Source organism: Bradyrhizobium sp. AZCC 2262 (assembly GCF_036924535.1).
Lineage (GTDB): Bacteria > Pseudomonadota > Alphaproteobacteria > Rhizobiales > Xanthobacteraceae > Bradyrhizobium.
Genome location: NZ_JAZHRT010000001.1, coordinates 3,815,902 through 3,839,245 on the forward strand (window position 1 = coordinate 3,815,902; position 23,344 = coordinate 3,839,245).

At 61.0% G+C, this 23,344-nt stretch carries 38 protein-coding genes and 1 pseudogene; 16 read left to right on the forward strand and 23 right to left on the reverse strand.

Annotated elements, in window-relative coordinates:
• Nucleotides 1-170: 170 nt before the first annotated feature.
• Entirely contained in the window at nt 171-446 is a 276-nt protein-coding gene (locus tag V1283_RS18140; protein ID WP_334387811.1) for a hypothetical protein, read from the reverse strand.
• Nucleotides 447-600: 154 nt separating this feature from the next.
• Here V1283_RS18140 and V1283_RS18145 point away from each other — a divergent pair, with 154 nt between their 5' ends.
• Nucleotides 601-1,506: a ketopantoate reductase family protein gene (locus V1283_RS18145; RefSeq protein WP_334387812.1), complete on the forward strand. Its 906-nt coding sequence runs from the start codon at nt 601-603 to the stop codon at nt 1,504-1,506.
• Nucleotides 1,507-1,611: 105 nt separating this feature from the next.
• Here V1283_RS18145 and V1283_RS18150 read toward each other — a convergent pair whose 3' ends face one another.
• The 4 genes from V1283_RS18150 to V1283_RS18165 form a co-directional block, all read right to left on the reverse strand.
• On the reverse strand, nt 1,612-1,794 hold the full coding sequence (locus V1283_RS18150; RefSeq protein ID WP_334387813.1) for a hypothetical protein: 183 nt from the start codon (nt 1,792-1,794) through the stop codon (nt 1,612-1,614).
• Between the two features lie 119 nt (nt 1,795-1,913).
• Nucleotides 1,914-2,267: a hypothetical protein gene (locus V1283_RS18155; protein ID WP_334387814.1), complete on the reverse strand. Its 354-nt coding sequence runs from the start codon at nt 2,265-2,267 to the stop codon at nt 1,914-1,916.
• 150 nt (nt 2,268-2,417) lie between these two features.
• On the reverse strand, nt 2,418-3,008 hold the full coding sequence (locus tag V1283_RS18160; protein ID WP_334387815.1) for an NADPH-dependent FMN reductase: 591 nt from the start codon (nt 3,006-3,008) through the stop codon (nt 2,418-2,420).
• A 173-nt stretch (nt 3,009-3,181) separates the two neighbouring features.
• Complete coding sequence (locus V1283_RS18165) at nt 3,182-3,523, reverse strand: hypothetical protein (RefSeq protein WP_334387816.1); 342 nt, start codon at nt 3,521-3,523, stop codon at nt 3,182-3,184.
• Nucleotides 3,524-3,827: 304 nt separating this feature from the next.
• Between V1283_RS18165 and V1283_RS18170 the strand changes: the two genes are divergently transcribed.
• The 3 genes from V1283_RS18170 (at nt 3,828) to V1283_RS18180 (ending at nt 5,501) form a co-directional block, all read left to right on the forward strand.
• The gene (locus V1283_RS18170; protein ID WP_334387817.1) at nt 3,828-4,061 is read left to right on the forward strand and encodes a DUF6894 family protein; all 234 of its coding nucleotides are present in this window, start codon (nt 3,828-3,830) and stop codon (nt 4,059-4,061) included.
• 9 nt (nt 4,062-4,070) lie between these two features.
• Nucleotides 4,071-4,253 carry a hypothetical protein gene (locus V1283_RS18175; protein ID WP_334387818.1) on the forward strand — a complete coding sequence of 61 codons (183 nt, stop codon included), beginning with the start codon at nt 4,071-4,073 and terminating at the stop codon, nt 4,251-4,253.
• A gap of 252 nt (nt 4,254-4,505) precedes the next feature.
• Nucleotides 4,506-5,501, forward strand: a complete 996-nt coding sequence (locus tag V1283_RS18180) for a hypothetical protein (RefSeq protein WP_334387819.1) — start codon at nt 4,506-4,508, stop codon at nt 5,499-5,501.
• Between the two features lie 140 nt (nt 5,502-5,641).
• Here the strand turns inward: V1283_RS18180 and V1283_RS18185 are convergent, their stop codons facing one another.
• Entirely contained in the window at nt 5,642-5,827 is a 186-nt protein-coding gene (locus tag V1283_RS18185) for a hypothetical protein (protein ID WP_247838274.1), read from the reverse strand.
• A gap of 242 nt (nt 5,828-6,069) precedes the next feature.
• On the opposite strand from V1283_RS18185, the gene V1283_RS18190 reads away from it, so the two are divergent.
• Together V1283_RS18190 and V1283_RS18195 are read left to right on the forward strand one after the other, a co-directional pair.
• The gene (locus V1283_RS18190; protein ID WP_334387820.1) at nt 6,070-6,303 is read left to right on the forward strand and encodes a DUF6894 family protein; all 234 of its coding nucleotides are present in this window, start codon (nt 6,070-6,072) and stop codon (nt 6,301-6,303) included.
• Nucleotides 6,304-6,312: 9 nt separating this feature from the next.
• A complete protein-coding gene (locus V1283_RS18195; RefSeq protein ID WP_334393411.1) occupies nt 6,313-6,471 on the forward strand; it encodes a hypothetical protein in 159 nt (52 codons plus the stop codon).
• 43 nt (nt 6,472-6,514) lie between these two features.
• On the opposite strand, the gene surE is transcribed toward V1283_RS18195, so the two are convergent.
• Complete coding sequence (gene surE / locus V1283_RS18200; protein ID WP_334387821.1) at nt 6,515-7,288, reverse strand: 5'/3'-nucleotidase SurE; 774 nt, start codon at nt 7,286-7,288, stop codon at nt 6,515-6,517.
• A 174-nt stretch (nt 7,289-7,462) separates the two neighbouring features.
• Here surE and V1283_RS18205 point away from each other — a divergent pair, with 174 nt between their 5' ends.
• Nucleotides 7,463-8,824, forward strand: coding sequence for a tyrosine-type recombinase/integrase (locus tag V1283_RS18205; RefSeq protein ID WP_334387822.1), 1,362 nt, complete (start codon nt 7,463-7,465; stop codon nt 8,822-8,824).
• 266 nt (nt 8,825-9,090) lie between these two features.
• Nucleotides 9,091-9,361 (forward strand): annotated as a pseudogene (locus V1283_RS18210) (hypothetical protein); the annotation flags it as partial.
• Between the two features lie 242 nt (nt 9,362-9,603).
• Here V1283_RS18210 and V1283_RS18215 read toward each other — a convergent pair.
• From V1283_RS18215 to V1283_RS18265, 11 genes are all read right to left on the reverse strand, one after another.
• Nucleotides 9,604-10,095: a hypothetical protein gene (locus V1283_RS18215; protein ID WP_334387823.1), complete on the reverse strand. Its 492-nt coding sequence runs from the start codon at nt 10,093-10,095 to the stop codon at nt 9,604-9,606.
• Nucleotides 10,096-10,100: 5 nt separating this feature from the next.
• On the reverse strand, nt 10,101-11,000 hold the full coding sequence (locus V1283_RS18220; protein ID WP_334387824.1) for a hypothetical protein: 900 nt from the start codon (nt 10,998-11,000) through the stop codon (nt 10,101-10,103).
• 855 nt (nt 11,001-11,855) lie between these two features.
• On the reverse strand, nt 11,856-12,224 hold the full coding sequence (locus V1283_RS18225) for a hypothetical protein (RefSeq protein WP_334387825.1): 369 nt from the start codon (nt 12,222-12,224) through the stop codon (nt 11,856-11,858).
• On the reverse strand, nt 12,221-12,415 hold the full coding sequence (locus V1283_RS18230) for a hypothetical protein (protein ID WP_334387826.1): 195 nt from the start codon (nt 12,413-12,415) through the stop codon (nt 12,221-12,223). The genes V1283_RS18225 and V1283_RS18230 overlap by 4 nt, the downstream gene beginning before the upstream one ends.
• Nucleotides 12,393-12,590 (reverse strand): hypothetical protein, encoded by a 198-nt coding sequence (locus tag V1283_RS18235; protein ID WP_334387827.1) that lies wholly within the window; start codon nt 12,588-12,590, stop codon nt 12,393-12,395. Before V1283_RS18235 ends, V1283_RS18230 begins: the two co-directional genes overlap by 23 nt.
• The gene (locus tag V1283_RS18240; protein WP_334387828.1) at nt 12,590-13,372 is read right to left on the reverse strand and encodes a hypothetical protein; all 783 of its coding nucleotides are present in this window, start codon (nt 13,370-13,372) and stop codon (nt 12,590-12,592) included. Before V1283_RS18240 ends, V1283_RS18235 begins: the two co-directional genes overlap by 1 nt.
• Nucleotides 13,372-13,665 carry a hypothetical protein gene (locus V1283_RS18245; protein ID WP_334387829.1) on the reverse strand — a complete coding sequence of 98 codons (294 nt, stop codon included), beginning with the start codon at nt 13,663-13,665 and terminating at the stop codon, nt 13,372-13,374. The genes V1283_RS18240 and V1283_RS18245 overlap by 1 nt, the downstream gene beginning before the upstream one ends.
• Nucleotides 13,666-13,669: 4 nt before the next feature.
• Nucleotides 13,670-13,993 (reverse strand): hypothetical protein, encoded by a 324-nt coding sequence (locus tag V1283_RS18250; protein WP_334387830.1) that lies wholly within the window; start codon nt 13,991-13,993, stop codon nt 13,670-13,672.
• Nucleotides 13,993-14,376 (reverse strand): hypothetical protein, encoded by a 384-nt coding sequence (locus V1283_RS18255; RefSeq protein WP_334387831.1) that lies wholly within the window; start codon nt 14,374-14,376, stop codon nt 13,993-13,995. The genes V1283_RS18250 and V1283_RS18255 overlap by 1 nt, the downstream gene beginning before the upstream one ends.
• Nucleotides 14,366-14,584 (reverse strand): hypothetical protein, encoded by a 219-nt coding sequence (locus V1283_RS18260; protein ID WP_334387832.1) that lies wholly within the window; start codon nt 14,582-14,584, stop codon nt 14,366-14,368. The genes V1283_RS18255 and V1283_RS18260 overlap by 11 nt, the downstream gene beginning before the upstream one ends.
• A gap of 77 nt (nt 14,585-14,661) precedes the next feature.
• The gene (locus V1283_RS18265; protein WP_334387833.1) at nt 14,662-14,850 is read right to left on the reverse strand and encodes a hypothetical protein; all 189 of its coding nucleotides are present in this window, start codon (nt 14,848-14,850) and stop codon (nt 14,662-14,664) included.
• A 13-nt stretch (nt 14,851-14,863) separates the two neighbouring features.
• Here V1283_RS18265 and V1283_RS18270 point away from each other — a divergent pair, with 13 nt between their 5' ends.
• The 4 genes from V1283_RS18270 (at nt 14,864) to V1283_RS18285 (ending at nt 17,226) form a co-directional block, all read left to right on the forward strand.
• The gene (locus tag V1283_RS18270; RefSeq protein WP_334387834.1) at nt 14,864-15,271 is read left to right on the forward strand and encodes a hypothetical protein; all 408 of its coding nucleotides are present in this window, start codon (nt 14,864-14,866) and stop codon (nt 15,269-15,271) included.
• Complete coding sequence (locus V1283_RS18275) at nt 15,271-15,918, forward strand: hypothetical protein (protein ID WP_334387835.1); 648 nt, start codon at nt 15,271-15,273, stop codon at nt 15,916-15,918. Before V1283_RS18270 ends, V1283_RS18275 begins: the two co-directional genes overlap by 1 nt.
• Nucleotides 15,919-15,930: 12 nt before the next feature.
• The gene (locus V1283_RS18280) at nt 15,931-16,068 is read left to right on the forward strand and encodes a hypothetical protein (RefSeq protein ID WP_334387836.1); all 138 of its coding nucleotides are present in this window, start codon (nt 15,931-15,933) and stop codon (nt 16,066-16,068) included.
• Nucleotides 16,069-16,413: 345 nt separating this feature from the next.
• Nucleotides 16,414-17,226: a Crp/Fnr family transcriptional regulator gene (locus tag V1283_RS18285; protein ID WP_334387837.1), complete on the forward strand. Its 813-nt coding sequence runs from the start codon at nt 16,414-16,416 to the stop codon at nt 17,224-17,226.
• A 213-nt stretch (nt 17,227-17,439) separates the two neighbouring features.
• Here V1283_RS18285 and V1283_RS18290 read toward each other — a convergent pair whose 3' ends face one another.
• From V1283_RS18290 to V1283_RS18305, 4 genes are all read right to left on the reverse strand, one after another.
• On the reverse strand, nt 17,440-18,060 hold the full coding sequence (locus V1283_RS18290) for an SDR family NAD(P)-dependent oxidoreductase (protein WP_334387839.1): 621 nt from the start codon (nt 18,058-18,060) through the stop codon (nt 17,440-17,442).
• A complete protein-coding gene (locus V1283_RS18295) occupies nt 18,030-18,293 on the reverse strand; it encodes an SDR family NAD(P)-dependent oxidoreductase (protein ID WP_334387840.1) in 264 nt (87 codons plus the stop codon). Before V1283_RS18295 ends, V1283_RS18290 begins: the two co-directional genes overlap by 31 nt.
• A 512-nt stretch (nt 18,294-18,805) precedes the next feature.
• The gene (locus V1283_RS18300; protein WP_334387841.1) at nt 18,806-19,357 is read right to left on the reverse strand and encodes a recombinase family protein; all 552 of its coding nucleotides are present in this window, start codon (nt 19,355-19,357) and stop codon (nt 18,806-18,808) included.
• A gap of 101 nt (nt 19,358-19,458) precedes the next feature.
• Complete coding sequence (locus tag V1283_RS18305) at nt 19,459-20,064, reverse strand: hypothetical protein (protein WP_334387842.1); 606 nt, start codon at nt 20,062-20,064, stop codon at nt 19,459-19,461.
• Between the two features lie 425 nt (nt 20,065-20,489).
• On the opposite strand from V1283_RS18305, the gene V1283_RS18310 reads away from it, so the two are divergent.
• Genes V1283_RS18310 through V1283_RS18325 form a run of 4 tightly spaced genes read left to right on the forward strand, consistent with a single transcriptional unit; the run spans nt 20,490 to nt 22,703 of the window.
• Nucleotides 20,490-20,669, forward strand: a complete 180-nt coding sequence (locus V1283_RS18310; RefSeq protein ID WP_334387843.1) for a hypothetical protein — start codon at nt 20,490-20,492, stop codon at nt 20,667-20,669.
• Nucleotides 20,666-20,989: a hypothetical protein gene (locus V1283_RS18315; RefSeq protein WP_334387844.1), complete on the forward strand. Its 324-nt coding sequence runs from the start codon at nt 20,666-20,668 to the stop codon at nt 20,987-20,989. Before V1283_RS18310 ends, V1283_RS18315 begins: the two co-directional genes overlap by 4 nt.
• Nucleotides 20,986-22,392 carry a phage/plasmid primase, P4 family gene (locus V1283_RS18320; protein ID WP_334387845.1) on the forward strand — a complete coding sequence of 469 codons (1,407 nt, stop codon included), beginning with the start codon at nt 20,986-20,988 and terminating at the stop codon, nt 22,390-22,392. The genes V1283_RS18315 and V1283_RS18320 overlap by 4 nt, the downstream gene beginning before the upstream one ends.
• Before the next feature lie 38 nt (nt 22,393-22,430).
• The gene (locus V1283_RS18325; RefSeq protein WP_334387846.1) at nt 22,431-22,703 is read left to right on the forward strand and encodes a helix-turn-helix transcriptional regulator; all 273 of its coding nucleotides are present in this window, start codon (nt 22,431-22,433) and stop codon (nt 22,701-22,703) included.
• A gap of 238 nt (nt 22,704-22,941) precedes the next feature.
• On the opposite strand, the gene V1283_RS18330 is transcribed toward V1283_RS18325, so the two are convergent.
• A complete protein-coding gene (locus V1283_RS18330) occupies nt 22,942-23,331 on the reverse strand; it encodes a hypothetical protein (RefSeq protein WP_442895756.1) in 390 nt (129 codons plus the stop codon).
• Nucleotides 23,332-23,344: the final 13 nt, after the last annotated feature.

A 23,344-nucleotide genomic window follows, 5' to 3' on the forward strand; every position in this document is an offset into this window, starting at 1 on the left:
TGCTACCTGAAAGAAGGCAGCGCGAACACCCGCTACCCATCACGTGCGCGTCGTCATAGCCCTCGCTGGTCGGCTTGCGCACGGCGCAAATGCGGGGAGCCTGTCATTCAAGACAAAAAGCCCGCGATGAAATCGCGGGCTTTTTGCTCAAGCGGCGATGGCGATACCGGTCAGCGGATGGCGCGACCGGTGGTCGGGGCTGGCGCGGCCGTCTCGGCCGTCCGTGTCGTCCGCGGTGTCAGGACGCTCAGTTGATGCGCAGTGGCTGTGGAGGTCAGCGCCGGTGACTGTTCCCGGACATTCGCCGCGCCCAGCACGCCAACCTGCACCGCCGATATCGGCAGGCCCTTCGCTTCATAGCTCGGCAACTCCGCCGCAAAACCGGCAGTGGCGCCCGCAATCGAGATCAGGGCGGCGGCTGCGATGGATAGGTAGGTCTTTTTCACTTCAATTCTCCGGGGTACGATTCGAGCCCGCAACCTATACCTCTTTTGTTGCAATGCGATATCACGATATTGCATTGCAACAATGCAGTTCCCCATACTCAATTAATGGTGAGAGCCCAACCAGTTAGCAGCAGGGCCTGCCGGGAGAAAAAACATGCAAATCGCGGTCGTCGGTGCTGGAGCGGTCGGATGCTACTACGGCGGAGTGCTGCTCCGGGCTGGACATGACGTGACCTTCATCGGCAGGCAGCCCCATGTCGACGCCATCAACGCCCATGGCCTGCTGCTCGACACCAGGACTTTCAGCGGCCGCCTGCCCGCCAAAGCCGCGACCGATGCTACCGCGCTTGCCCCGCCCGAGCTGGTGCTGGTGTGCGTGAAGTCGGCCGATACCGAGCAGGCCGGCCGGTCGCTCGCCGGACGCCTGCTGCCGGAAACATCCGTTCTCAGCCTGCAGAACGGCGTTGATAATGCGCCGCGTCTCTCTGCCGTCACCGGCCACGCCGTCATTCCTGTCGTCGTCTATGTCGGAAGCGAGATGGCCGGGCCCGGCCATGTCAGGCATCACGGCGGCGGCGACCTCGCCATCGGCCCCTCCGCCGCGAGCGAAGCACTGGCGCAGACGCTTGCGGCCGCCGGCATCGGCATCACGATCGCGGACGACATCGACAAGACGCTGTGGAGCAAGCTGATCATCAACTGCGCCTTCAACGCGCTTTCCGCCGTCGCAGGCATTTCCTACGGCCCGATGCTGGAAGTCGAAGGCACGCGCGATGTCGTCACGCGCGCGGTGCTGGAGGCGACAGCGGTCGCTCGCGCCTGCGGCGTATCGATCGGCGACGATCTCCTCGCGCATATCCTGAACATCCCGGCCATCATGCCGAACCAGATGTCGTCCACCGCGCAGGATCTGGCGCGCGGCAAGCCCAGCGAGATCGATTTTCTCAACGGCTATGTGGTGCGCAAGGGCGCCGAACTCGGCATTCCCACGCCGACCAATCACGCCCTGCAGGTGATGGTGAAGCTGACCGAACGGGGCAAGGGGATGTCGCGGAAGTAGCCCGCCGCCGTAGCCCGGATGAGCGCTAGCGACATCCGGGACCACGCCAACACCGCCCCGGATTTCGCTGGCGCTCATCCGGGCTACGACTACGGCGGCAGTCGCTTATGCGATCACGCGCTTCTCAAGTATCTTGCGAAAATCCGTTGCCAGGCTGCCGTAATAGCCGGCCAGAACCTCGTAAAAGCTTCGCTCGGCCTTGTCCGTTGCTGCCCGCGCCTGCTGTTCGCAGCGCGAGGCTTTCGTCTCGTATTTCTCCACCTTGGTCTTCAGCTCAGCCACCACCATCGTCGTTACTCCCCGCCACACGCACGCTTAGGATGCTAGGCCGGCAAAGGTCGAAAAGATGGCAGGGCTGGGGAGATTTCGTAGCTTAGCCGTGAGCAAGTCGTGACCGATCGCGGCGTCTATCGCGCCGGCACCGGCGCCGGCGGCCGCACTGATGACCGCGACGCGCCGGTCTTGGCCGCGGACTTCGCCGCGACGCGCTTTCCACTGTCGACGGATTCCAGATAGGACGTCAGCGCCCAGGCCGAGCTGGAGCTGCTGGAATAGTGTTTCTGCAGAAACAGATAGAGGGTGAGGTGAAAGCGGTCCTTGGCGAGCCCGCGCGGGCTGCGATGGCAGGACACGCAACTTTCGGCGAACAGTTTTGGCGCCGGTTTGCCCTTATCGAGATTCTGCGCAACCGCCACCGATCCGCCCAGCGCCGCCATGGCGGCAAGAACAAAGAGACCGCAGCGCGCTTTCGTTGGCGACATCAGTTTTTCCGGTACGCGGAGGCAGATGAGCCGCCGGCGGCGGCTCGGGGAAGAAGGCGGAAGATGGCAGGCGAAGCGCAATCTGCTGTCCAGGCGTGGCGAAAAGTGGGTGCGCTTCCGCCATCATTGCGTTCCAATCGCGGCGTCATCTCAATAAGGCGGCTTCTTCTTTTCCCGCTGCGCCCTTGCCGCTTCCATCCACCACGCGAGATCGTCGGCAAAGCGCGGAAACGCGTGTGACAGAGCCTTGCCGCCTTCGCCGGCCGGCTTGCCGTCTTCGGTAAGCGTCTGCGCCATCGGCCCGGCCGCGATCGAGCTCGAAATCACCACCATGCCCATTTCCGAAAGCGTGCCGTGCCATGCGAGCGCAGCGCGCGCGCCGGAGAAGCGGCCGGCCGAATAGCTGGCGATCGCGGCGGGGCGCCAGAACCATTCCTCGAGGAAATGGTCGGTGAGGTTTTTCAGTCCCGGCTGCATGCCCCAATTATATTCGCCGGTGACGAACACAAAGCCGTCGGCGGTGCGGATCTTCTCGGCAAGTTTCTCCAGCACCTCCGGTGCGCCGCCTTTCGGATGTTCCTTGTACATCCTGTCCAGCATCGGCAGGCCAATCGCCTTGGCGTCGATCAATTCGACATCGTCGCCACGCGCCGCAAACCCCTCGACGACGAATTGCGCGAGCCGGATGCCCATGCGGTCGGAACGGTAGGAGCCGTAAAAGACGAGAATGCGGTTACCCATGACACCTGCCCCTTAAGACATTGGATAACGCACTCGAACCATGCGGGCTCTGCCCATGCAAGAGCGACATCCGGGGCGCTGCGCGAGGGGTCCCGGATATCGCTTGCGCTCATCCGGGGCTACGCGCCAAAAAAAGCGGCCGTAAGGCCGCTTTGATGAAGTGACAATCCGGTTCACCAATAACCGGGTTCATCGCCGTAATAGGCGTAGGAATCAACGTACGGGGCGCCCGCGATCGCAGCCGCCGTTCCGATCGCACCGGCGGCTACGCCAGCCGCAAGCCCAACGGGCCCGGGCCCGTAATGGACGCGAGGCCCGTAGTACACGCGAGGTCCGTAGTAGCTGTAGTCATAGCGGCTCGGCGTGCGCACGCCATATCCGCCGCGCAGATAGTTGGAGTTCGGGTAGTTGAACCCGATCATGCCGGGCTCCTGGGTCGCTTCCTGCGACATCGCAGGCGTCGCGAGTGCGGTCGCAAGGATCGCGGCCGCGCCAAGCAGTGTCAGTTTCGTCATTGCTCATTCTCCATCTCAATATGAGAGCGAACGAGCGAGATGAGATGCTGGTTCCAGAGGCCGGTTTCACGGCGCGGTGAGTCTCGCCGACGAGAGAAAAGGCCGGCGGGCGTTACGCCACCGGCCTTCTCTTGCAACTGCCGGCTCGGGAGGTCCGGTTCCGCTGCGATTCCATGCCTAAAGTTTGACCACTACAGCATTAATAAAATCTTAACGACTGGATGTGAGGTGCATCACGGATGGGCAGAACCTTCTGGCGTTAGCATCGTACCAATAAGAGCAGCTTCGCTTACAGGAGGCCAACATGACGCAAGTCTATTTCCACTGCTCCAACTCCCGGGAAGTCCGGCTCGATCGAGCCGGTGAAGCGGTGAGCGACCTCGCCGAGGCGCGCGACCGCGCAGCCTGCATCGTCCGGTCGCTGATCATGGGACGCGACGCGGAAGACTGGCGCGACTGGGTCGTGCACGTGAACGACGATTTCGACGAAGAGATCTTCGTTCTGCCGTTCGCCTTCGTGCTCGGCAAGCCGCACTGAGAGGTTGCCATGCTGCCGGCTCGACCGCCCTTCATGCCGCTGCTCCGCCGCCTCGATGCGATCGTGGCGCGCTGCCACCGCCTGATCGAGCGCGCCCGCGACCCCTATCGTCCCGAGCGCCACTACATGCGCGGACCTGGCCCGAAATGGCACGCCAGACATCGCGCTGACATCACAGGCGTTGCCCTCTAGGACGCGGCCAACCGCGCACCCGGCGCGTTCTGCGCCCGATCCAGAAAATCCCGCACTCCCTTTGCGCTTTCCTTGTGCGCCGGTTCCAGCAACCGGAACCCGCAGCCGCAACCTCTCCACGAGATCGCCTTGCTTTGGTCAAACCGCGCTGGCCGTGTGGCGGCTTGGAAACGGCTTTCGGGGGTTTTCGACGCCGCAAAGCAATGCTCGCCGCCCGTTGCGGGTGACATTGGACAGAGCAAGGGACCGCCAATGCAATCCACGCCAACGCTGAAAGACACCGATCCGCACGACGTCTTTGCAATCGAATCGCTGCTGGCCGCACATGCCGAAAAGACGCCGCCGCTGGCCCACGATCCGGCCGCCCCTTCGGTGGCGCCGCAAGTTCACGTCGCGCCCCCGATTTCGGCCAGCGCGGCAATTCCGCAGCTTGAACCGACGTTTGGCGCCCCTGATGTGGGCGATATTCAGGTCGAGAATGTCAGGCCAGGCGAGATCAAGGTAGATGGTCTCAAGCCTCTGGGCGAGCCTGCGACCGCCAAATGGGTGAAGCGCGTGGTCATGGGGCTGCTCGGCCTGTGCGGCGCCATGGCCGCCGCTGCCTGGCAGCATTATGGCGATCAGGCCAAGGCGGTGGCCGCCGAATGGGCGCCGCCCTTCGTTCTGGCTGCATTGCCTTCGACAACCACGCCTCCCGTCGCGGAGCAACCGAACGCCCCGGCCAACGAAGCCGCCACAACGGATCCGGCCGTCGCGCAACCGGCGGCAGCGGCAGCACCGACTCAGCCCGAACCCGTTGTCGCGACGGCCACTGCAGCGGCCGCTCCTTCTGCGGAATCGACCCAGGTGCAATCGATGGCGCAGGATCTCGCCACGATGGGCCAGCAGGTCGAGGAGCTGAAAGCCACCATCGCGCAGCTGAAGGCGAGCCAGGCCCAAATGGCGCGTGAGCTTGCCAAGGCGTCAGAGCCCAAAGCGGCCGAAACCAGGCCTGCCGAACAGAACCTGCGGCCCAGGGTGTCGGCGCTGACGCCGCCTGCGCCGCGGCCCGCTGCGCCGCCGCCGGTGCGAAAGCCGAAGCCGGCCTATTCCTATTCGCCGTCCTACGCGCCCGCGCCGATTGCTGCCGCTCCCGCAGCGCCGCTACCGCCGGCGCAGGCCGCTGCACCGTTGCCGCCCGCACCGCCCCAGCAAACGATCGCCGATGACGGCGCGCCGGTGGTACGCCCGCCGATGCCGGTGCGGTAAGCAAGTCGGATTACACGAAGCCTGTCATCACTGCGTGAGCGCAATGGCGCTCGTCGCGACTGCGCGAGCCCAATTGCGCTCGCGGGGCGCGCATTCACGCGCCCTATTGGATCCATCAGGGCCTTCGGATCGCGCGGAACTTAACTCTGATGCGGACCTCGCATCAGCTTCATGGCGTCTTCGATATGACGCCACTCCCTGGCTTCCTCGGCGTCGCCCTTGCTCTCGCAGGCCAGTGCATTGTGTGCGGCTTGCGCGATCGCGGTGAGACCGTGCTTCTCCATCATCTGGCGCGCAATCGTGTGGATCTGCATTTCCGACATCATGTCGCTCTCCCGGGGTTCCACCAGTCCATGCCGCGACGTTTCGCTCGTCGCGGCTTCCTCGTGAAAACTGCCGAACCGAAAGCCTCGTTCCTCCCGCTGCGACAGATAATTTTCGGACAAGTTTAGGGATCGCGCGGTTCCACCTGCGGTCCCCGTAATATCCCGTCCGCAATCTCCCCGAATATCAAGCCGGTCTTCCGACTGGTATTTTTCTGCGTGAGTCGCAATCGCGGGAGTCGGACATGGCAAAGGTCTATTTTCACTACTCCAATTCCGAGGGCGTATGCGTCGACCAGCGCGGCACCGCCGTCGGAAACCTGACCGATGTGCGCAACCACGCCGCCCGCGTCGTGCAATCGCTGATCACCGCGCAGGGCCCGGAAGACTGGCGCGACTGGACGCTGCATGTCAGCGACGATCTCAACGACGAAATCTTCGCCCTGCCGTTTTCGTCCATGCTCGGCAAGCCGCATTGAGAGATCGCCATGCTGGCCATGCAACCGCTGCTCCGACACCTGACAGAGATCGTGATTCATTGGCACAGGCTGGTCGACCTTGCCCGCAACCCCTACCGCCCCGAGCTGCACTACATGCGCGGCCCCGGCCCGAAATGGCATGCGAAGCATCAGGGGCGTAGTGCGTAACCCGTAGCCCGGATTGCGCTGCACTCCATCCGGGCTACTGGCGTCACTTCAACGTCGTCGTCAGCGCATCCGAGAACGCTTCATCGGTGCGATCGAGCCGCAGCGGCGTGACCGATACGTAGCGTGCCGCAAGCGCCGCCAGATCGGTGCCTTCGGCCGGCGTATCCATCATCGCGGCGCGCTCAAAGCCGATCCAGAAATACGGATTGCCGCGGCCATCGTGGCGCTTGTCGACTTTCAGGAAGCCGAGATTGCGCTTGCCCTGACGGGTCACGCGCACGCCCTTGACCTGGTCGGGCGTGCAAGCGGGAAAGTTGACGTTGATCACGGTGTTCTTCGGCACGCCGGCATCGATCACCTTGCGCAGGATATCGGGGCCGAATTTCAGCGCCGTGTCCCACAGCGGCGCGTGCCGGGTCTCGATGGAAAATTCCTGGCTCAGCGCAAATGACGGGATTCCCAGGATCGTGCCTTCAAGGGCGCCGGCGATGGTTCCGGAATAGACGACGTCCTCGGCGACGTTGCGGCCCCTGTTGACGCCCGACAGCACCAGATCGGGCCCCTTTTCGCCGAGGATGTGGCGCGATCCCATGATCACGCAGTCGGTCGGTGTGCCGCGCACTGCGAAATGACGCGGGCCGACTTCGCGCAGGCGCAAGGGATCGTTGAGCGACAGCGAATGCGAGACGCCGGACTGATCGAGTTCCGGCGCCACGACCCAAACGTCGTCGGAAAGCCCGCGCGCGATCTCCTCGACGATCTTCAACCCCGGCGCATGGATGCCATCGTCGTTGGTGCAGAGGATACGATAGGACATTGAGACCGTTAGAGAAAAAAGAGAAACCCTTACAAACAGGCAGCTTCTCTTACACACTCAGGTCTCATGTTTCAATCGCCTCCCCGGTGTTTCTGACCTTCCGGTTAGCCGGGGCTAATCCAACCAAAACGCCGGGCTAATCACAACCCGTCATCATCCCATCGGGAAATTACGATGCCAGTCCTCATCACCGAAAAGCATCTCGCAGCAAGCGACAAGCGAAAGACCATCAGCGACAGCAAGCAACTCGGCTTCGCGCTTCGCACCACACCGAATGGCGTGTTCACGTTCTACTATCAGCACCTCAATAAGAAGACCGGCAGGCGCGATTGGCACCTGATCGGCGCACACCCCGAATGGACCCCTGCACGGGCGCGCACCGAAGCAACCCGGCTCGCCGGCCTGGTCGCGGGCGAGAAAGACATCAAGCAAATCCGCCATCAGAAGATCGCGCGGGACCGTGCCGAGGGCGTGTCCTTCAAGCAGGTCCATGACGAATACATCTCCTTCTGCAAACAGCCGGTCGATCGGCGCTGGGGCACCGTGCCGCGAAAGGAAACTTGGAGGGGCATCCAGTATTCCCTCGCCCGTGCGCTGAAATGGTGGGGCAACAGGGTCGCCAGCGAGATCACCAGCGCCGACATCAAGGAACTGTACGAAAGCTATGTCCGCGAGAAGCACCCGGCGCAGGCGAACATGGTTCGGGGTAATTTGCGCACCATGTTCGTCTGGGCGATGCACGACGACCGGAGGTATCTCGCCGTCAATCCTTGCACCAAGCAACTGGAAGACGACAAGGCAATCGAGAAGGCCGACATCGACGACGGGCGCGTCCTGACCGCCGACGAACTTCGCACGCTCTGGTTCGGCCTCGATGACCCGAAGTGCCCCGGCACCAGGGGCGCGAGGCTGGCGCTGAAACTGTCGCTGGTCACGCTGCTGCGCACGGGCGAGTGCGTTGCCATCGAGCGCAACAAAATCACGGCCACCACGGTGACGATCCCGCTCGCGGTCGCGAAGGGTCGCCGCTCCAAGAAGGCGCGAGACGTCGTGCAGCCGCTGAACAGTCTGGCGCAGGAAATCCTTGGCGAGGTATTCGCGGGCGACGAGGGGCGGCGCTATGCCTTCCCCGGCACCAGCGGGAAGACCGGCGGCCACATGGCGCAGGGATCACTGAGCGTCTTGATGGGGTCCAGAACAACAAAAAAGAACAGCCGGATGGGCATCTGCGAATACCTTGGCTTGGACGATGTGACGCCCCACGATCTGCGGCGCACCGGGGCTTGCATCCTTGAGCAGCTTGGCTATTCCGATGGCGTCATTGGCAGGGTGATGACGCACAAGACCGCAGACAAGGACGCTGCGTCGGTTACCCGCGACCACTACCTCGTTCCCGTTCAGATTATCGCCCGCCCGGTCGACCCGCGCGTCAGTGCGCTGAACGACCTCGATGACGCGCTGCGTGAAATCTTCGGTCTGCCGCGCGGCGGCTCGATAGAGCTACCTGCGCCGCCCCGGCTTCTGACGGCCGCCTAAACCCTCACACCGGGCGCGGGTCGTGTTGGAAGCACGACGCCGCGCCCTAACCATTCCAACTGTTAGGAGCAGTTCCAATGGCTGACACTACTTCTGCATCCATCGTCACACTGCATCAACCGCAACCGGCGCGCGCCAAGACGCCGGCCGAGCGCGCCAGGGCGTACCGGCAGCGCAAACGGGCGGCTGCCCTCCCGGTTGTGGTGCCGGCGCTCGAAAACGCGGGAGCCCTCGATTTCGAGCAGCCCGCGCCAGCTTCGGACTCGAAGGCGATGCCGGTGATCTTGACCACCGACGAGGTGCGTGACGTCTGGATGCGCGCCCTGGGACGAGGCAAAGGCGCTACAGCGCCCGCTGCCGGATGAGGCTTTAAAAATCGTGGCGCGTGGCGCGGATAAGACAATGCCGCCGCCGCATGAAACCCGCCCAATGCCATTCTCGGTGAGCACCGGGCAAAATTCCCTAAAAAGCAAAAGGCCCCGCTTGTGGGCGGGGCCTCGCTCGACAGAAATGTTACTATCTCAGGGTACGGCTTAGCGCGCGACCAGCAACCGCCAAACGCGCCGCGCAGGCTGTACCACCAACCGGAACACGGGGGTGGTTTGGGTACGGTAGTAGTTGGCGCGCAGCTTCGCCACCCGGTCTGCGCTCAGCGGCCGGGTTCCCTCGAAAACACGCTGGCTCGCGTATTTTCGCACATTAGGGCATGGAGTGCGGGCTAACATGGCACCCTCCTTCTCAACATCAGCGGAAACCGTACATGCACGGGTAGTCTGCGGTCAATCCGGCCTTTGCATTAACCAAAAACGCCTATCGAACGGGTCCGTTCCCTCGTCGAGGACAGAATATCCAGCATTTTCAAGAGTTTCCGTTAACAAATGGTGCTTTTTGAGACTATTTTCAGTGGGGTCACGATCTTTTGTTACTCGGTAAATCAGCCCGCAATTTGCGTGTTCGATGAGCGCCAAGAGGCCGTGGCAGACCACATCCATGATCTTTCCGCGAATCTCCGCCGGAATATACGGCGCAGCCATTTGACGATCGTGCGTGCGAAAGGGTTCGATGCAGCCGTCGAGGGCGAACACGTCAATACTGAAAGAGAATTCCCAACAGGGCTCGGCGCAAATGTTTGTTTGTGCCAACTCACAAACTACCGATACGATTTTGTTCCTATCAGGACATTCGGCAATATTTACAGTCACAGCAGGGCAGCCATCGATAATATCCACCTCGATGTCGTATGGCGCTACTTTGAGAATCGAGGCGAACATTCAAATTACTCGCTTGGCGTGTCGCCGCCCTTCGTGCTGATATTAATTTGACCGCTGCCCTTGTAGATTAGGTCGAAAATGTTGGCGGCGGCTTGCAGCCACTTTGCTCGTCCCTCGATTGTCCAGTTAGTTTGCGGCTCGGGCAATGTATCGAGCAGGCCTTGAATAAAAGGGTGATGCTTGCTTTCTTCCGGCTCCTTTTGCGCAACCACGGCGGGGCCGTCATGATCAACGGATTCAAGCTCATCCCACGAATTCCGGGGTGACGCTGGCAAAGGCGAATTTCCGATAATCGGTTCAATGAGCCTGTCCTGCCCATTGGGGAAAAAGCCTGCTTGCGCCGCAGACTTATCAAACGCCAACCGGGCATTTGTTTTCTGCTTCGAGGCGACCCCGAACCGAACAAAGGCCATCTCAAGCCCGACTGGACGGGGCGGCAACTGCTTCCCCTTGAATTCGTCGTAGGTCTTGCGAAACAGCGGGACATTGAGAAAAGCGCTTGCCCGCGCTGCTTTCTGACGCCGCTCATCCGAATCCAATATCTCAAAGCCTGTGTCTGTCAGTTCGTACTTGCCATTATTTGCAAGGATCAGCCCAAACATTCGAGCAGTCGCCACCTTGGTCACGAAGGCCCCGCTGCCGGCAGACTGATTCATCACGCCAGCCAATTGCTCACGCGTCAGCGCCACGCCACCAGACTGCAGCATGGCGCGCGCGACAGTGATTGCGGATTCAAGGTCTTGGTAAGGAAAGCCAATCGACGACATTTCGCGGCCCGCTTCCTTTTGGACGGGCTTTTTTACCATCCTGATACTCTTCGCCACCACTCCGGGCTTTTTTACTATCCTGATATTCTTCGCCACCATTCCAGGTAAAGCGGCCGGAGGATCTTGATCGTCAGTCATATTGCTTCAACCGGGGCGATGCGCGGAGCAAAGCCCCGCGCTGGTTAAAGTGAATTGGTGAGACTGACACGCGACCGCTCATGCTTGCCGCGCGTCAGCACGCATTAAGCAAGGCTTAAATCAGCAGGTGAAAACGACGCACGTCGAAACCCTCCGTCAAGGCGAGACTTGAACGGGGGTCGGAATCGTGGCATACACAGTCACGGTGATACAGCTTCGCGACAGGCCACTGTCCGAACCCCGTTGACGGAGAGGCCTTAACTCCCGTCATAGCCACCTATCGGCGGTTCGTGCGTGATGTTCTCGACAAACATCAATTTGCACGAGCCGCTAATGGGGCTCTCTACGGTACATACCAGAGTTTTTGGTTCGTGCAAGCGAAGGTTGATGCTTGCCTGCGATTTTCACAGCAATTCATACCGTCATTTCACGCCATCTTGCCAATCCAATTCTGCGGTTCGGTAAGAGGGGCGATGTTTCATAATTTTCATTTATAGAATTACTTATTTATCAATACCTTATCGTCGAACTATGAATGTCATCCCTGATACGTAGTTTTACCGAACCGCAAGATTGGATTGGCAAGATGACGCGAAATGACGGCGTGTGACGCAAGCGGGGCCCTCACTGCCTGTGGATAGGCAGTAAGTAACTAAGCCCCTGAACGCGAATCACCACGGCTTTGCGGCGTTTTAGGCGGGATGATCTTTTGAAGAGATCGTCGAACTCTTGGGCCGTGGTTCTCGCGCCAATAGCCGGAGCCGTTTCTCTGAACCGCTCAGATTGCACTTTGTCACCCACCTCTGGCGTTGCTTTTTACTTATTTGGCTCGCCTACACTTCCGTAGTGTGCGTGTTAGCCGGTTTGCGAAAACCGGAAGCGGTTGACGTTGACAATGCCAGCGTGCGTCACAGTACGCGCTATGGCCCGCGTTGAGCCTGCTGTTGTTGGCTCGATCTCGCCATTGACGCCGATAACTAATTGCTCAGTGATTGGCGCTGGCAGGATGCGTTCGCCCTCCCCGTTCGCCTCGACGGTGTAGCCGAGCTTGCGCAAATCACCGGGCAAGGTCGACCCTGGCAAACATTCCATGGTGACGTCCCGCGCACCGGGGACCGACGTCAGCCAGCCGTGCCGCGCGCGGACGTATTCGTTCAAGCCTTCGAACCGCGCCTTGCGGTCCTTCACCTCAAGTTTGAGCGGGATACGAAATTCCTTGCTCATCGCGCGGCGCTCTCATCGGCGAGCGCCAGGGCCTGATCGACATAGAACCGCAGCCGCTCACGCAGAGTCTCGCGCAGTCTCGGGATGTCGCGAGGGTCGGCGTGTTTTATTGTCCGGAGCTGGACCATGATGCTGCCGGCGGCGTCGTCGATCTCGCCCAGGCTGCGGTCAAAGGCAGTCGGGATAGCCATGTAAGTGCAGCCACATTTCCAAATCGATGCAGCGATAGTCGCCGAAGCGACGGCGCGCTGCCTGGAACAGCTCCCAACCTGACATGACATGCTCAGGCTGGGAGTACGGCGAGATGTTCCAGGCCTCTTTCTCACAGAAAGCCTGCACCGCCGAATCGGAGCAAACGATCGGCATCAGCGGTCTCCCTGGATGCGACCGTCTGCCTTCATCGCCTGCATCTTCTTTCTATTCTGCAAGTAGAGATATTCCTTCTCTGTGTTCGACATGTTCGGCGCGCTGAACGATGTGCGCGCGATCACACGCTCCTCCGGAGTCAACGTGTTCTCGGACTGTCGTCGTCCACCTGTTGCCATCGGTACCTCGCGAGAAACGGGCGCTGAGAACGGGACTGATCTTCGTGGCGCTGCCGGCGGTGCCGCCGGCTCATGCGCGGCCAGGGCCTCGCCGAGCAGCGCCTCTGCTTCAGAGTTGAGGTCTTCAACGGCCATACCCACCTCGTGGTGCCGCTGCGCGTTCTCCGGCGTCGACCTTGCTTGCGCGGAGGTCAGCTTCTGATGGTGCTGGACCTCGCGCGCGACATTGTCGACGACAAAATTATCCAGCTCCGGCGTGTCGTCCTGCAGGCCCGCGTCGAGTCCGGCGCGCCAGATTCGCGCCATAACGGGGGCGATCGTCGGGTCCAGCAACACTGGAAACTTCTTCAGGAAGTCTCGCTTGTGGTCGGACAGGTCGGGCAGCCGGTCGATGTATTGCTCGACGCTCTGCGGCTGTTGCTGACGCTGCAGCGCCTCGGCGTGCTGCTGGGCCGCCAGGGCTCGCTGCAGCTCGTTGCCGGCATCACCACCTGGTGGCGGCAACGGAGCAGCCGGTGGGGCTGCCTGGGCCGCCACGGGCATAGGTGGTTCGATCGGCGCATCAGCGACGGCGGCCGAAACGTATTTGCGCCGAACTGCCATCAGGCGTCTCGACGAACGCCGGGCATGTAGTTGTCGTCATCGGCGACGTTCATGTCCGATGTCGCCGCCATCCTGGCTTCGACCTTGCGCGAAACCTTCGGGCCCATCTGCGAGCTGCGCACATCCATCTTGCCGGTGTCCGCCAGCTTCATCGTGCGGGATGCACGCGGCGCGATCTCGCTGTTCGCCTTGGCGCGGTCGGCCCAATAGTCGAGGTTCTTCTGATCTCGGCCGGCACCGTGCGGGCCGCGCTGCGGGTTGGCGTATCCCTTCAAACGATCTTCAAGCGACATGGTGTTACCTCCGGATGATCGGAATGATCGGCGCAACCGAGCCGACCTGTCTATTGTGATCGTACGGCTGCTGCGGTAGGCGGTCGCCTCTGCCTTTGTCCTGCTTGTACTCGGTGTCTTTGCTGGTGATCAGCTCGCCGAGCGCGTCGAGCACGGCCTCGCCGTGATAGGTCGCATCCCAGGAGCGGCCCGATGGGTGCCGCAGCCGCATGTTCCAGTTGAAGTCTCCGTGCTCGCGGGTCGCGATCGCGGTGCGTGTCCGGCCATCGGCGTCGCGGCCGGTGATCGTGAACGATTGCGGGATCGAGGAGCGAAATGTCAGGACCATTATCGTGAGCCTTGATCATCGCGGTATTGGCCGGTCGCACGCATGTGGCGAAGCCGCTCTTTATTGGCCGCGTAAGCCTGCTGACGCTGTTCGTTGGTGATGCTCTGATCGCTGCCGGCAATGCCGTTCGCGATAGAGATTTCGTCCTCGTTCAAGCCGTATCTGTTTCCGCGCGGCTGCTGCTGGGAGATGACGAAGTTTTGCGCGATCCGGTCGAGCGCGGCGCGCTTTTGGTCCATCTCGAGTATGGTGTTGGCTGCGTTCATCGTTTCATACTCGTCTTCGCAAATTCTGCCCGACTCGTATCGCGCGACCGCCTCTGCTCGATCTGCGGCGAGCCGTTGATATTGCGCTTCGATAACGGCTCGATGTTCATAGGCCATTGACGCGCTCCTGATGATGTTGTTGGCCGTTCGCAGGCTGCGCCGGCTTCTGTGAGATGCCGGCAGCGCGGAGATACATCGCCAGCGCTTGCCGCAGATGCGTTGCCTTGTCGGACAGGCCATCGCTGCAAAGCATTTCGAGACCCGCCAGTTGCTGCTCGGTCGACCAAAATTCGAATTTAACCGGGAAGCGTTGGGGTCGCGCCATGAGCCTTGCCTGTTCTCGATCCTCGCGGATCGGTTTCTCATCTGACCGTCACATGACAACGGCGGACATGATCGCGGTCAGTATTCGCATCTACCGGCGTTGACGATGTAGAGATCGTTGTGCGCGTCGGCCAACTTGCGATTTGCCTGGTTCAGCGCATCGACACCGACGCCACGGCTGTAGGCGCGCGTTGCGGTCTCGACCTCGATCTGCGCTTCTTTGATTTTCTGCGCAGCGTCCTGCGCTCTCGACGTGAAATAGGTCACCGGATCGACTCCTTTGACAACGGAAACGCTGGCGGATAATAATCCTATGGCGTCGGACACGCAAGGTGCGAGCACTGCTTCTAATATCCGGAGCGTCAAGATGGGGATGCCTGTTTTAGTCACGTTGACCTCGTCAGGCATAGGGCGCGCCGTCGACTTGGACTGGATGAGTTCGAAGTTCACGAGCTTTTCGGTTACCGGATCGAGCAGCGGAACATTTTCCTACATCGTCGAAGGTGCGCTTGACGACCTGCAGCAAACGTCGTCGGCCAACGTCGCGTGGTTCGCCCTCTCATCGGCGACAACCGCGAACTCATCGATCAACATTTTCAGCGGTCCACTCGCTGGCATCCGGCTCAATGCGAGCGCGATGTCGAGCGCGATCCTCACCCTTCGCATTGTTCAGGGAATTGGCGGGTGATGAACGACATCGACGCCATCGAAACCGGTCGCCAGGCGTGGCAGCGACTCCGCGAGCGCGAGCGAAAGCTGTGGCAGGACTGGATGCAGGTCGGCCACGCGCTGCAGGTCGGCCGGACGGAGGCGCTGAAGGCCGCCGGCACGAACGTGCCGTTCGGCAAGGTCTACACACGGTTCATGGCGGAGTGGTTGCGAGCCAACCAGTTCGACGACATCGGGCAACAGGTCCGCTATCGGCTCCTGCAGTGCATGGAGAACATCGCCGCGATCGAGAAATGGCGCAGCACCCTCGATGAGCAGCGCCTTCGCCGGTTCAACCATCCTGACAGCGTCTGGAGCCATTGGCGACAGAGCACTGCGATCAAGGCGAACCGCAAACCCGTCGCACGGCCGCCCTACTGCAACGGCACCGCCAACGTCGGCCGGTCGATATACTTCAGCCAGGGCATGGTGCGACGTGCCGCCATCGCGATCGGTGAAAACTGGTCGAACGACACCTTCCGGCTCGCCGCCGTTGCGTTGCATGCCGCGATCCGCAACGAACAAGATTTACTCGAATTTTTCCCTCCCGATCCGCCGCCGAAGCCAGCACTGCCAGTACGTTCAGCAAAACGTATTTCCGCGCCGGCCACGCTCGAACTCGCGTGAGAGGCACCCGCCATGGTTTCGACCTTCACCCCGAACATCCAGCTCGAAGAACCGGCGCGCGGCGACCAGGTCGGCTTCTGGCACACGCCGGTCAATAAGTGCGATGATTGCCGGCGCAGCCATGATGTCCGCTTTGCAGCAACAAGCTGACGTCGTTGGCGCGGCTACAGATGTCCGTTAAGCGCCAGACTCGGAAGTTCCCGATTTTTGCGACGCTATTGCCCTCCACTTGCGAAAGTCGCCGAGGAGCCGGCATTACCTCTCTTCAGCTCAGGGGCAGATACAACGGCAAAACCAGACCCTGAGCGGACATTCGCACATCCCCCGACGGGGCTATGTCTCCCGCTACGGTCGGCCGTTAGCATGCCAGCGGGACAAGACCGCGTCAAACCAACTTGATTTGTCTTGCAAACGCGCCGTTCCCGGGCGATTTGGCGTCGTCTCAACGAACGATACCCCGACGAATACCGACGGCTTTGCGCGGAGGATGATCCGATGGGGTCCAACAGTGCAGCTTCGATACTAGACCGCATTCTTGATACGGCGGCGGACAATCTCAGGATCGAAAAGATTCTGGTTCAGATGGGTCTCGATCCGAACAACATCACCTACGACGCACTATTCAACCGGCTGCTGGAAATTGTGCTGGCCAACATCACGCTTGCCAATATGTTTGCCGTGGTTGGGGCCATCTTTCTTGTCGCTACCTTGCTGATGCAGACAATCGTGCCACTGCGCGTCGCGAACATGGTCGGCTGCATGTTCTTCGTCGCCTATGGCGCGCTCTCGGGAAATTTCGGGGCTTTCATCCTCTATCTGCTCTTGCTGCCGGTCAATGCAATCCGCCTCCGTCAAATGCTCAATCTGATCAAAAGGGCACGTATTGCGACGGAGGGAGATACCTCATTGGAACCGCTCAAACCGTTCATGACTGAGCGCAGATATCGCCGGGGAGACAAATTGTTCAAGAAGAATGATGCAGCTTCCGAAATGTTTCTAACGGTCACAGGAACGTTTTTGGTCAAGGAAATCGGCGTCGAGCTTCCGCCGGGACGTCTCATGGGCGAACTCGGTTTCCTTACTCCCAATCAGCGGAGAACCGCTACCGTCGAATGCATCGAAGACGGGCAAGTGATGACTATTACTTATGAAAAGCTGCTCGAGATTTATTTTCAGAATCCACAATTCGGCTATTACGTTCTTGTGCTAACCAGCCAGCGCTTGCTCGAGAACATATCGCGGCTGGAAGGAATCATCGCACAAGAAAAGACCGCGCGGCAGACTCTAGCCACGGATGACATAGCTTAACCCTTGGCTCTAGATGTCCCGCACTTTTGGTAACAGGACATCCCGACGCAGCGCAGGTCTTGCGATGCAACGACGTCCGGTTTGGGTCAAACTCGGAAGTCTGGATGCTCAACAGGGAGGTCGGCTTTGCTTTCAATAACGGACATCATCAGCCAAGCCTGTCAGGTCCGAAAAGTGCCAACAGCAGACATCGGCCGTGAGCAGATGCGATAGCTAACGCCTCGGCGTCCTTCCGCGGATGCGGTCGAAGCCCTGCTTGATCGCGGCGAAGCGCCTGTCGATCGTGGCTTCGTGCTCGGTGTCGGTGAAGATGTAGGGCCAGTCATTTTCGATTGCCTCGCGAACCAGTTCGCCGACATAGAGCGGATCGATGCCAAATTTGTTGATCCGCTCCTGGAGTGCCTTGATAATATCGGCGATCGGTCCTTCCGTCGGCGGACTGCCGATCTTCTCGACGATCCGCTGCGGCACGTTGCGACGAAAATTAAAGATATGAGTGCGGACAACGCCCGGACACAGGACGGATACCCCGATTTTCCGCGGCGCGAGCACCGGCCGCAGTCCTTCGGACAGAGCCACCACTCCATATTTGGTCACATCATACTGCGGACTTCCTCCAGCGATCAGCCCGAAGACGGACGCCGTGGAAACAACTTGCCCTCCTTCGCCGTGCGCCTCGATCAGCGGACCGAAAATCTCGATGCCCCAAATCACCGACATCAGATTGACGTCGAGAACCCAATTCCAACCCGCATCTGTCCAATGACCATAACCCCGGCCGCCGGCGACCCCCGCATTGTTGACTAGAATATGGACTTTTCCGTAGCGCGACACGGTGGCATCCGCCGCGCGGCGTGGAGGTCTGCTTTAAGCGATACATCCGCTCTCACGCCGTCAACGTCGGCGTTGGTAAGTTTCAATTTCGCTACCGCCGTTGCTAACGCCTCTTCCTCGATGTCGCATAACATGACCTTCACTCCCGCCTGCGACAGCGCCGTGGCGATCCCTAACCCGATGCCTGATGCTGCTCCGGTGATGAAGGCTGTCCGTCCGGTAAGGTCTTGCATGTGCGTGTTTCCGTTGCTTTTGCAATTGGCCTTGGCAGATACCTATCTGGGTTCGCTGAGTTTATAGTACTTAAGCTTACAGGTGCGCCCGCCGTGTCCGGTTTGGGTCAAAAGCCGACCACCCGTCCGTCACGATCGATGTCCGCTCTGCCCGCAACAGCGGAAATTGGATCGCCGCGTCGGCTCACGGAAGCCCGCCATGCGGTCGTGCGGAGATCATGAGCAAGCCCGACCACAAATGTCCCGGTCCGGGTGTAGCCCAGCATCACTACAGGGCCACACTCTCCATGAAGGTAGAGCGCGTCAAACCCCCGGACCGGAGATAAAACCGTGCATCAAGGCCCGGAAAGAATTTCCAAAAAACTTCCGGAAAATTTGACGGGAAATTGGCGAGCATGGGGAGAGTGAGGGAAAGAAAAGAAGAGGCCACGCCCGATCCCCGGTGCCGGGTGGGGGTAACGGGTCCGTCACAGGATCGCGGTCTGATCTCGTCAGGCCGCGCCAGGCGGCCGTCAGGCCAGCGCGCGGTACATCGTGGCCTCGGAGACCTCGTAGACCTTCGCCAGTTCGGCTTGCGTCTCGCCCTTGGCATAGCGCGCGGCGGCGACGCGGCGCTGCTCCGGCGTCAGCTTGACCTTGCGGCCGAACTTCGTGCCCTTGGCCCTGGCGCGCTCGATGCCTTCCTCGCAGCGAGCACGGATCAGGCCGCGCTCAAACTCATTGACGCCGCTCATGACCGTGACCAGCAACCGGCCAACCGGGGTCGAGGTGTCGCACCAGCTCTCGCCGAGGCTGACGAAGCCACAGCCGCTCTCATCAAGATCGTGCAGGATGTTGGCCAGGTCGCGGGATGACCGCGCTAGACGATCGAGCTTGGCGACATAGACGGTATCGCCGGGCAACAACGCCTTCATGAGCTTATTGAACTCGCGGCGGTCCTCTGTGTTTTTGCCCGAGACCTTCTCGCTGTAAATCTTCTCGCAACCGGCCGCCTTCAACGCAGCCACCTGGCCCTGGTAGTCCTGGCCCTTCGAGCTGACCCGCGCATATCCGATCTTTGCCATGTTCTGCCCCAGTTTTGAAACCCAAATAATTGCAAGTTAGAACATGCGGCAAAACCAGGGTCTACAGATAACTTGCAAAGAGGCTACTTTTTGAAAGTGCGTCAGGCCAGCCGGCGCTGGCCCTTCGGTGTCGGCCGGAGCATCGCAAGGCCGAGCGCCGCTTCGTTACTCGGCGGTGGCGTCGGGTCGACGATCGTCGCACCAGCGGCTGCACGGCCCTCCAGGTCAGCACGGACCTCGGCGATCATCTCGTCGAAGGCCGAGAGCGCCGAGGCCGCGTCGCCGCCGCCGAGCTGCTCGATCATGTCCGAGGTCACCTTCTCGATCGTGAGGTCACCGAACGCGCCAGGAGGGCCGATCTCGATCCTCTCGCGCATGAACCCGAGCAGCCTCGCCTTCAGGCCCGCCGCGTTGCTCGCGGCACCGAACTGTTCGGCGGCGACCGCGCCGTCGAAGACCCGGTCGAATTGCTCGGTCAGCGTGTCGACCGTTGTCCGCGTTTTCCGCTCCGCCGGAGCCGTCAGCTCGGCAATACGTGCGCGGACCTCATCTTTTTTCATCAACCGGGATGCAGCCATTGCTGCGGCATGTCCTTCGGCCGCGTAACCGGCCATCTGGTAGATTTGCGCCTGGCTGAGACCCTGGGTAGCGCCCCGAACGGTGAGCTGGGCGAAGTTCTCGTGCTTCTGGTTTGTGAGAGCTGGCATGTGTTTAACCCTACACCGGCAGGCGTGATGGCCAATAGCCTGGTTTCCGGTTTCTGCCAGTTTCCAGAAACTTCGGGTTTGTATCTCACAGGCGCGCGCGTGTAGCCGATAATTGAAGGTTTCGGAAACCACCGGAAACCTGAGACCGAGATCGGCCCTGCCAAATTTTTTTCGCAAGCGTTTTTCAACCGCACCGTGTCGGGCATTTGCGAGCTGCGTAACAGGTTAGTTGCAAGCATGCACCGTGTTTTTGCATTGAAACAGTGTGGCCGGTAGGAGGCCGCGACCGCGCGTTACCTGCGTTTCAATGAAGTGTTACAGCAATGCAGCGGCTGTAACATCGCCTCTTCAACTGTTGCGACGCATAGCGCAGGGATCGGCACCTCCTTATCGTGAAAAGGCTGGTTCAACGAGCGGAGGTGCAGATGTCACAGCGTGAGAAGAAGGCCTGTCAGGCCTGGTTCGACGAACCGGAGATAGCGCAGATCGACCACTGGCGTCGCCGGCAGGCCGTCATCCCGACGATAGCGGAAGCGATGCGCGTGCTCGTCAAGCGCGGCCTAGCGGCAGAAAACGGTGGTGAGGAGCGGGGACAGGCGGCATGAACCACGACCCGTCGCTGCAAGGCGGGTCGTGGCAGGAATGCGAAGAGTTCGGAACGCTCAACAATTATCCTGTCGCCGCCGCTGCCGCAATAGTCGCACGCGCCTGCACGTGTGCGGACATGAACGCTGTCACGTTGGTCGATGCTGGTATCGACATGCAGCAGCTCGCGCATGTGGCCGAGCGCGCGCTTATGCCGACCCCGCAGGTGGTGCCAGCGGCGATCTGCGACATCGCCGACGTCACCACCTTCTGCACCTTCGCACGAAACCGCCTCAGCGAGCCTGAACGCCGCTACTACCGCCTGCGGAGCCGGTCATGAGCGAGCCCAAAGCAAAGCCGACCCTGGTGGACTTCGACGAGCGCCTTAGCGCCGAACAAGCCGCGAAGGACATCGCCCCAGAGCTGTCCGAGGACTATGTCGCGCTCGAGTTCGTCGAACGGAACATTGACGCCGTTCGCTTCGACCACACCAAAAAGCGCTGGCACGTTTGGTCGGGGAACCGCTGGAAGAGGGACGCGACTGCCGTTGCCTTCGCCTGGACTCGCAGCCTGGTGCGCGGCTTGGCGAGCAACCAAAAGAGCGCCGGAGACCGGCGGCGTCTCGGCTCGCTCAAGTTCGCCGATGGTGTGGAGCGGTTTGCACGCACCGATCAGCGGATTGCGGTCACGCACGACCATTGGGACCGGAACATCGAGGTGCTAGGCACGCCGGGCGGCATCGTCGATCTTCGGACAGGTGAACTTTTCGCCCCCGCGCCCGAGCTGTTCATCACGCGCTCCACCGCCGTCGATCCCGACGACATCGCCGACTGCCTCCGGTGGCTGCAATTCATCAACCAGGTCACCGCCGGTGACGCGGCGCTGAGGCGTTTCCTGCAGCAATGGGCCGGTTATTGTCTAACCGGCGAGACCAGGGAGCAGAAGCTCGCGTTCATTTTGGGTCCTGGCGGCACCGGCAAGAGCACCTTCGCTGCCACGTTGCGAGGGATCATGGGGGACTACGCGATCTCGGCCGCGATGGAGACTTTCGCCGACGCGAAGTTCGAACAGCATCCCGAGCAGATCGCGCGCCTCGACGGCATGCGAATGGTGGTGGCGTCGGAGACCGAGGCCGGACACAAGTGGCGCGCGAACCGCGTGAAGTTGCTCACCGGCGGTGACGCCGTCACCGCGAGACACTTGTTCGAAAACAGCTTCGACTTCCGGCCGAAGTTCAAGCTGACGTTCCTGGGCAATCACGCACCGGCGATCACCAACCTTGAAACTGCGATCCAGCGCCGGTTTCTGGTGGTGCCGTTCAACCACAAGCCGGTGGAGCCGGACCTGCGCCTCGACGACATCCTTGCCAGGGAGTGGCCGGGCATCCTGCGGTGGATGATCAAGGGCGCGGTCGACTGGTATGAGCATGGCCTCATGGTGCCGAAGGCCATCAGCGAAGCCACCACGCAATACTTCGACGAGCAGGATGTCTTCCGGCAGTGGCTGGAAGAGGCCTGCGAGGTCGATCCGAAGAACGAACATCTCATGGAGAAGTCCGTCGACCTGTTCGGGTCGTGGTCGCTGTTCGCCAAGGCCCATGGCGAGGTGGCTGGCACGCAGGCAACGTTCAACGAAAACCTCCGGTTTCGCGGCTTCGAGGTGAAGGCGATCAAGGCGCTCGGCACCAAGGGGTGCCGGAGAATCAGGCTGAAAATCCAACCGCATTGGAGTGACGAGTCATGAAGCACGACCCCCTTGTTGATGCTGTAAGGAGCCGAGACATGACCGACACCGTCCACGAGCCCCCGCGCGCCCCGCAGCGGGAGGAGGTGCGCGAGATGCTCACCGCTGAACAGGTGCTCGCACTGATCCCGGTCAGCCGCACAACGCTGTTCCGGCTGGAGAGGGACAAGCTGTTTCCGCTGGGTCAGGCGATCACCCCGCACCGCAAGCTGTGGTTTCAGGATGAGGTCGTAGCTTGGCAGAAGGCCCTGCAAGACCCGGATAGCACACTCTCGCAGACAATGGCCCTGCGCGCGCGGCGCGGCAATTAACCGTTGCTGATTTTCCTGTGCTTCCAACTCCAAAAAGCACCTGAGATTAGCCCGACGTTAGCCCGAGCTTCTCGGGCTATTTTTTTGTGTAGTTAAATCAGCTGGTTAAGCGAATTGACAAAATTGGTGCAGAGAATTCGCATCCGTCAAAATGCCTTCTGGTTCAGGTCGAGGCAGACTGTTGCCTTTGGCGTCGTCTTATCCGGCTATCGCGGCTGAGGCAAACCGGCCGATTTCCTTATGTTTTCTTCATCCAGACGCGCCAGGGGCGTGCGAATCTGGCGCCGCCGTCGATTTTGATCTGCAGGGCTGGCAATTCCTGCTGTGACGGCTCGACGGTGTGCGGCTGCGGGCTCACGGCCTCCGGCGGGACCGGAGGCGGCGGCGGCTCGACGGATGCGAGCGGCTCCGGCGGCGCGATGGGCTCAATCGCCAGAACCGGCGCAGCTTCCGGCGCCGATCCCGCCTGCGGCTGCGGATGTCGCGTCCGCGCAACCGACAGCCCCTTCTCGAAATCCTCGGCCTTGAGCCACGCCTTGGCACGCAAGCTCTCTATGAGATCGTCGTCCCACAACCGGGCCATTTCGATATCGAAGGCCCCCTCCAGCCGCTGATCAATCAATTGCATCCCATGGCCGGTA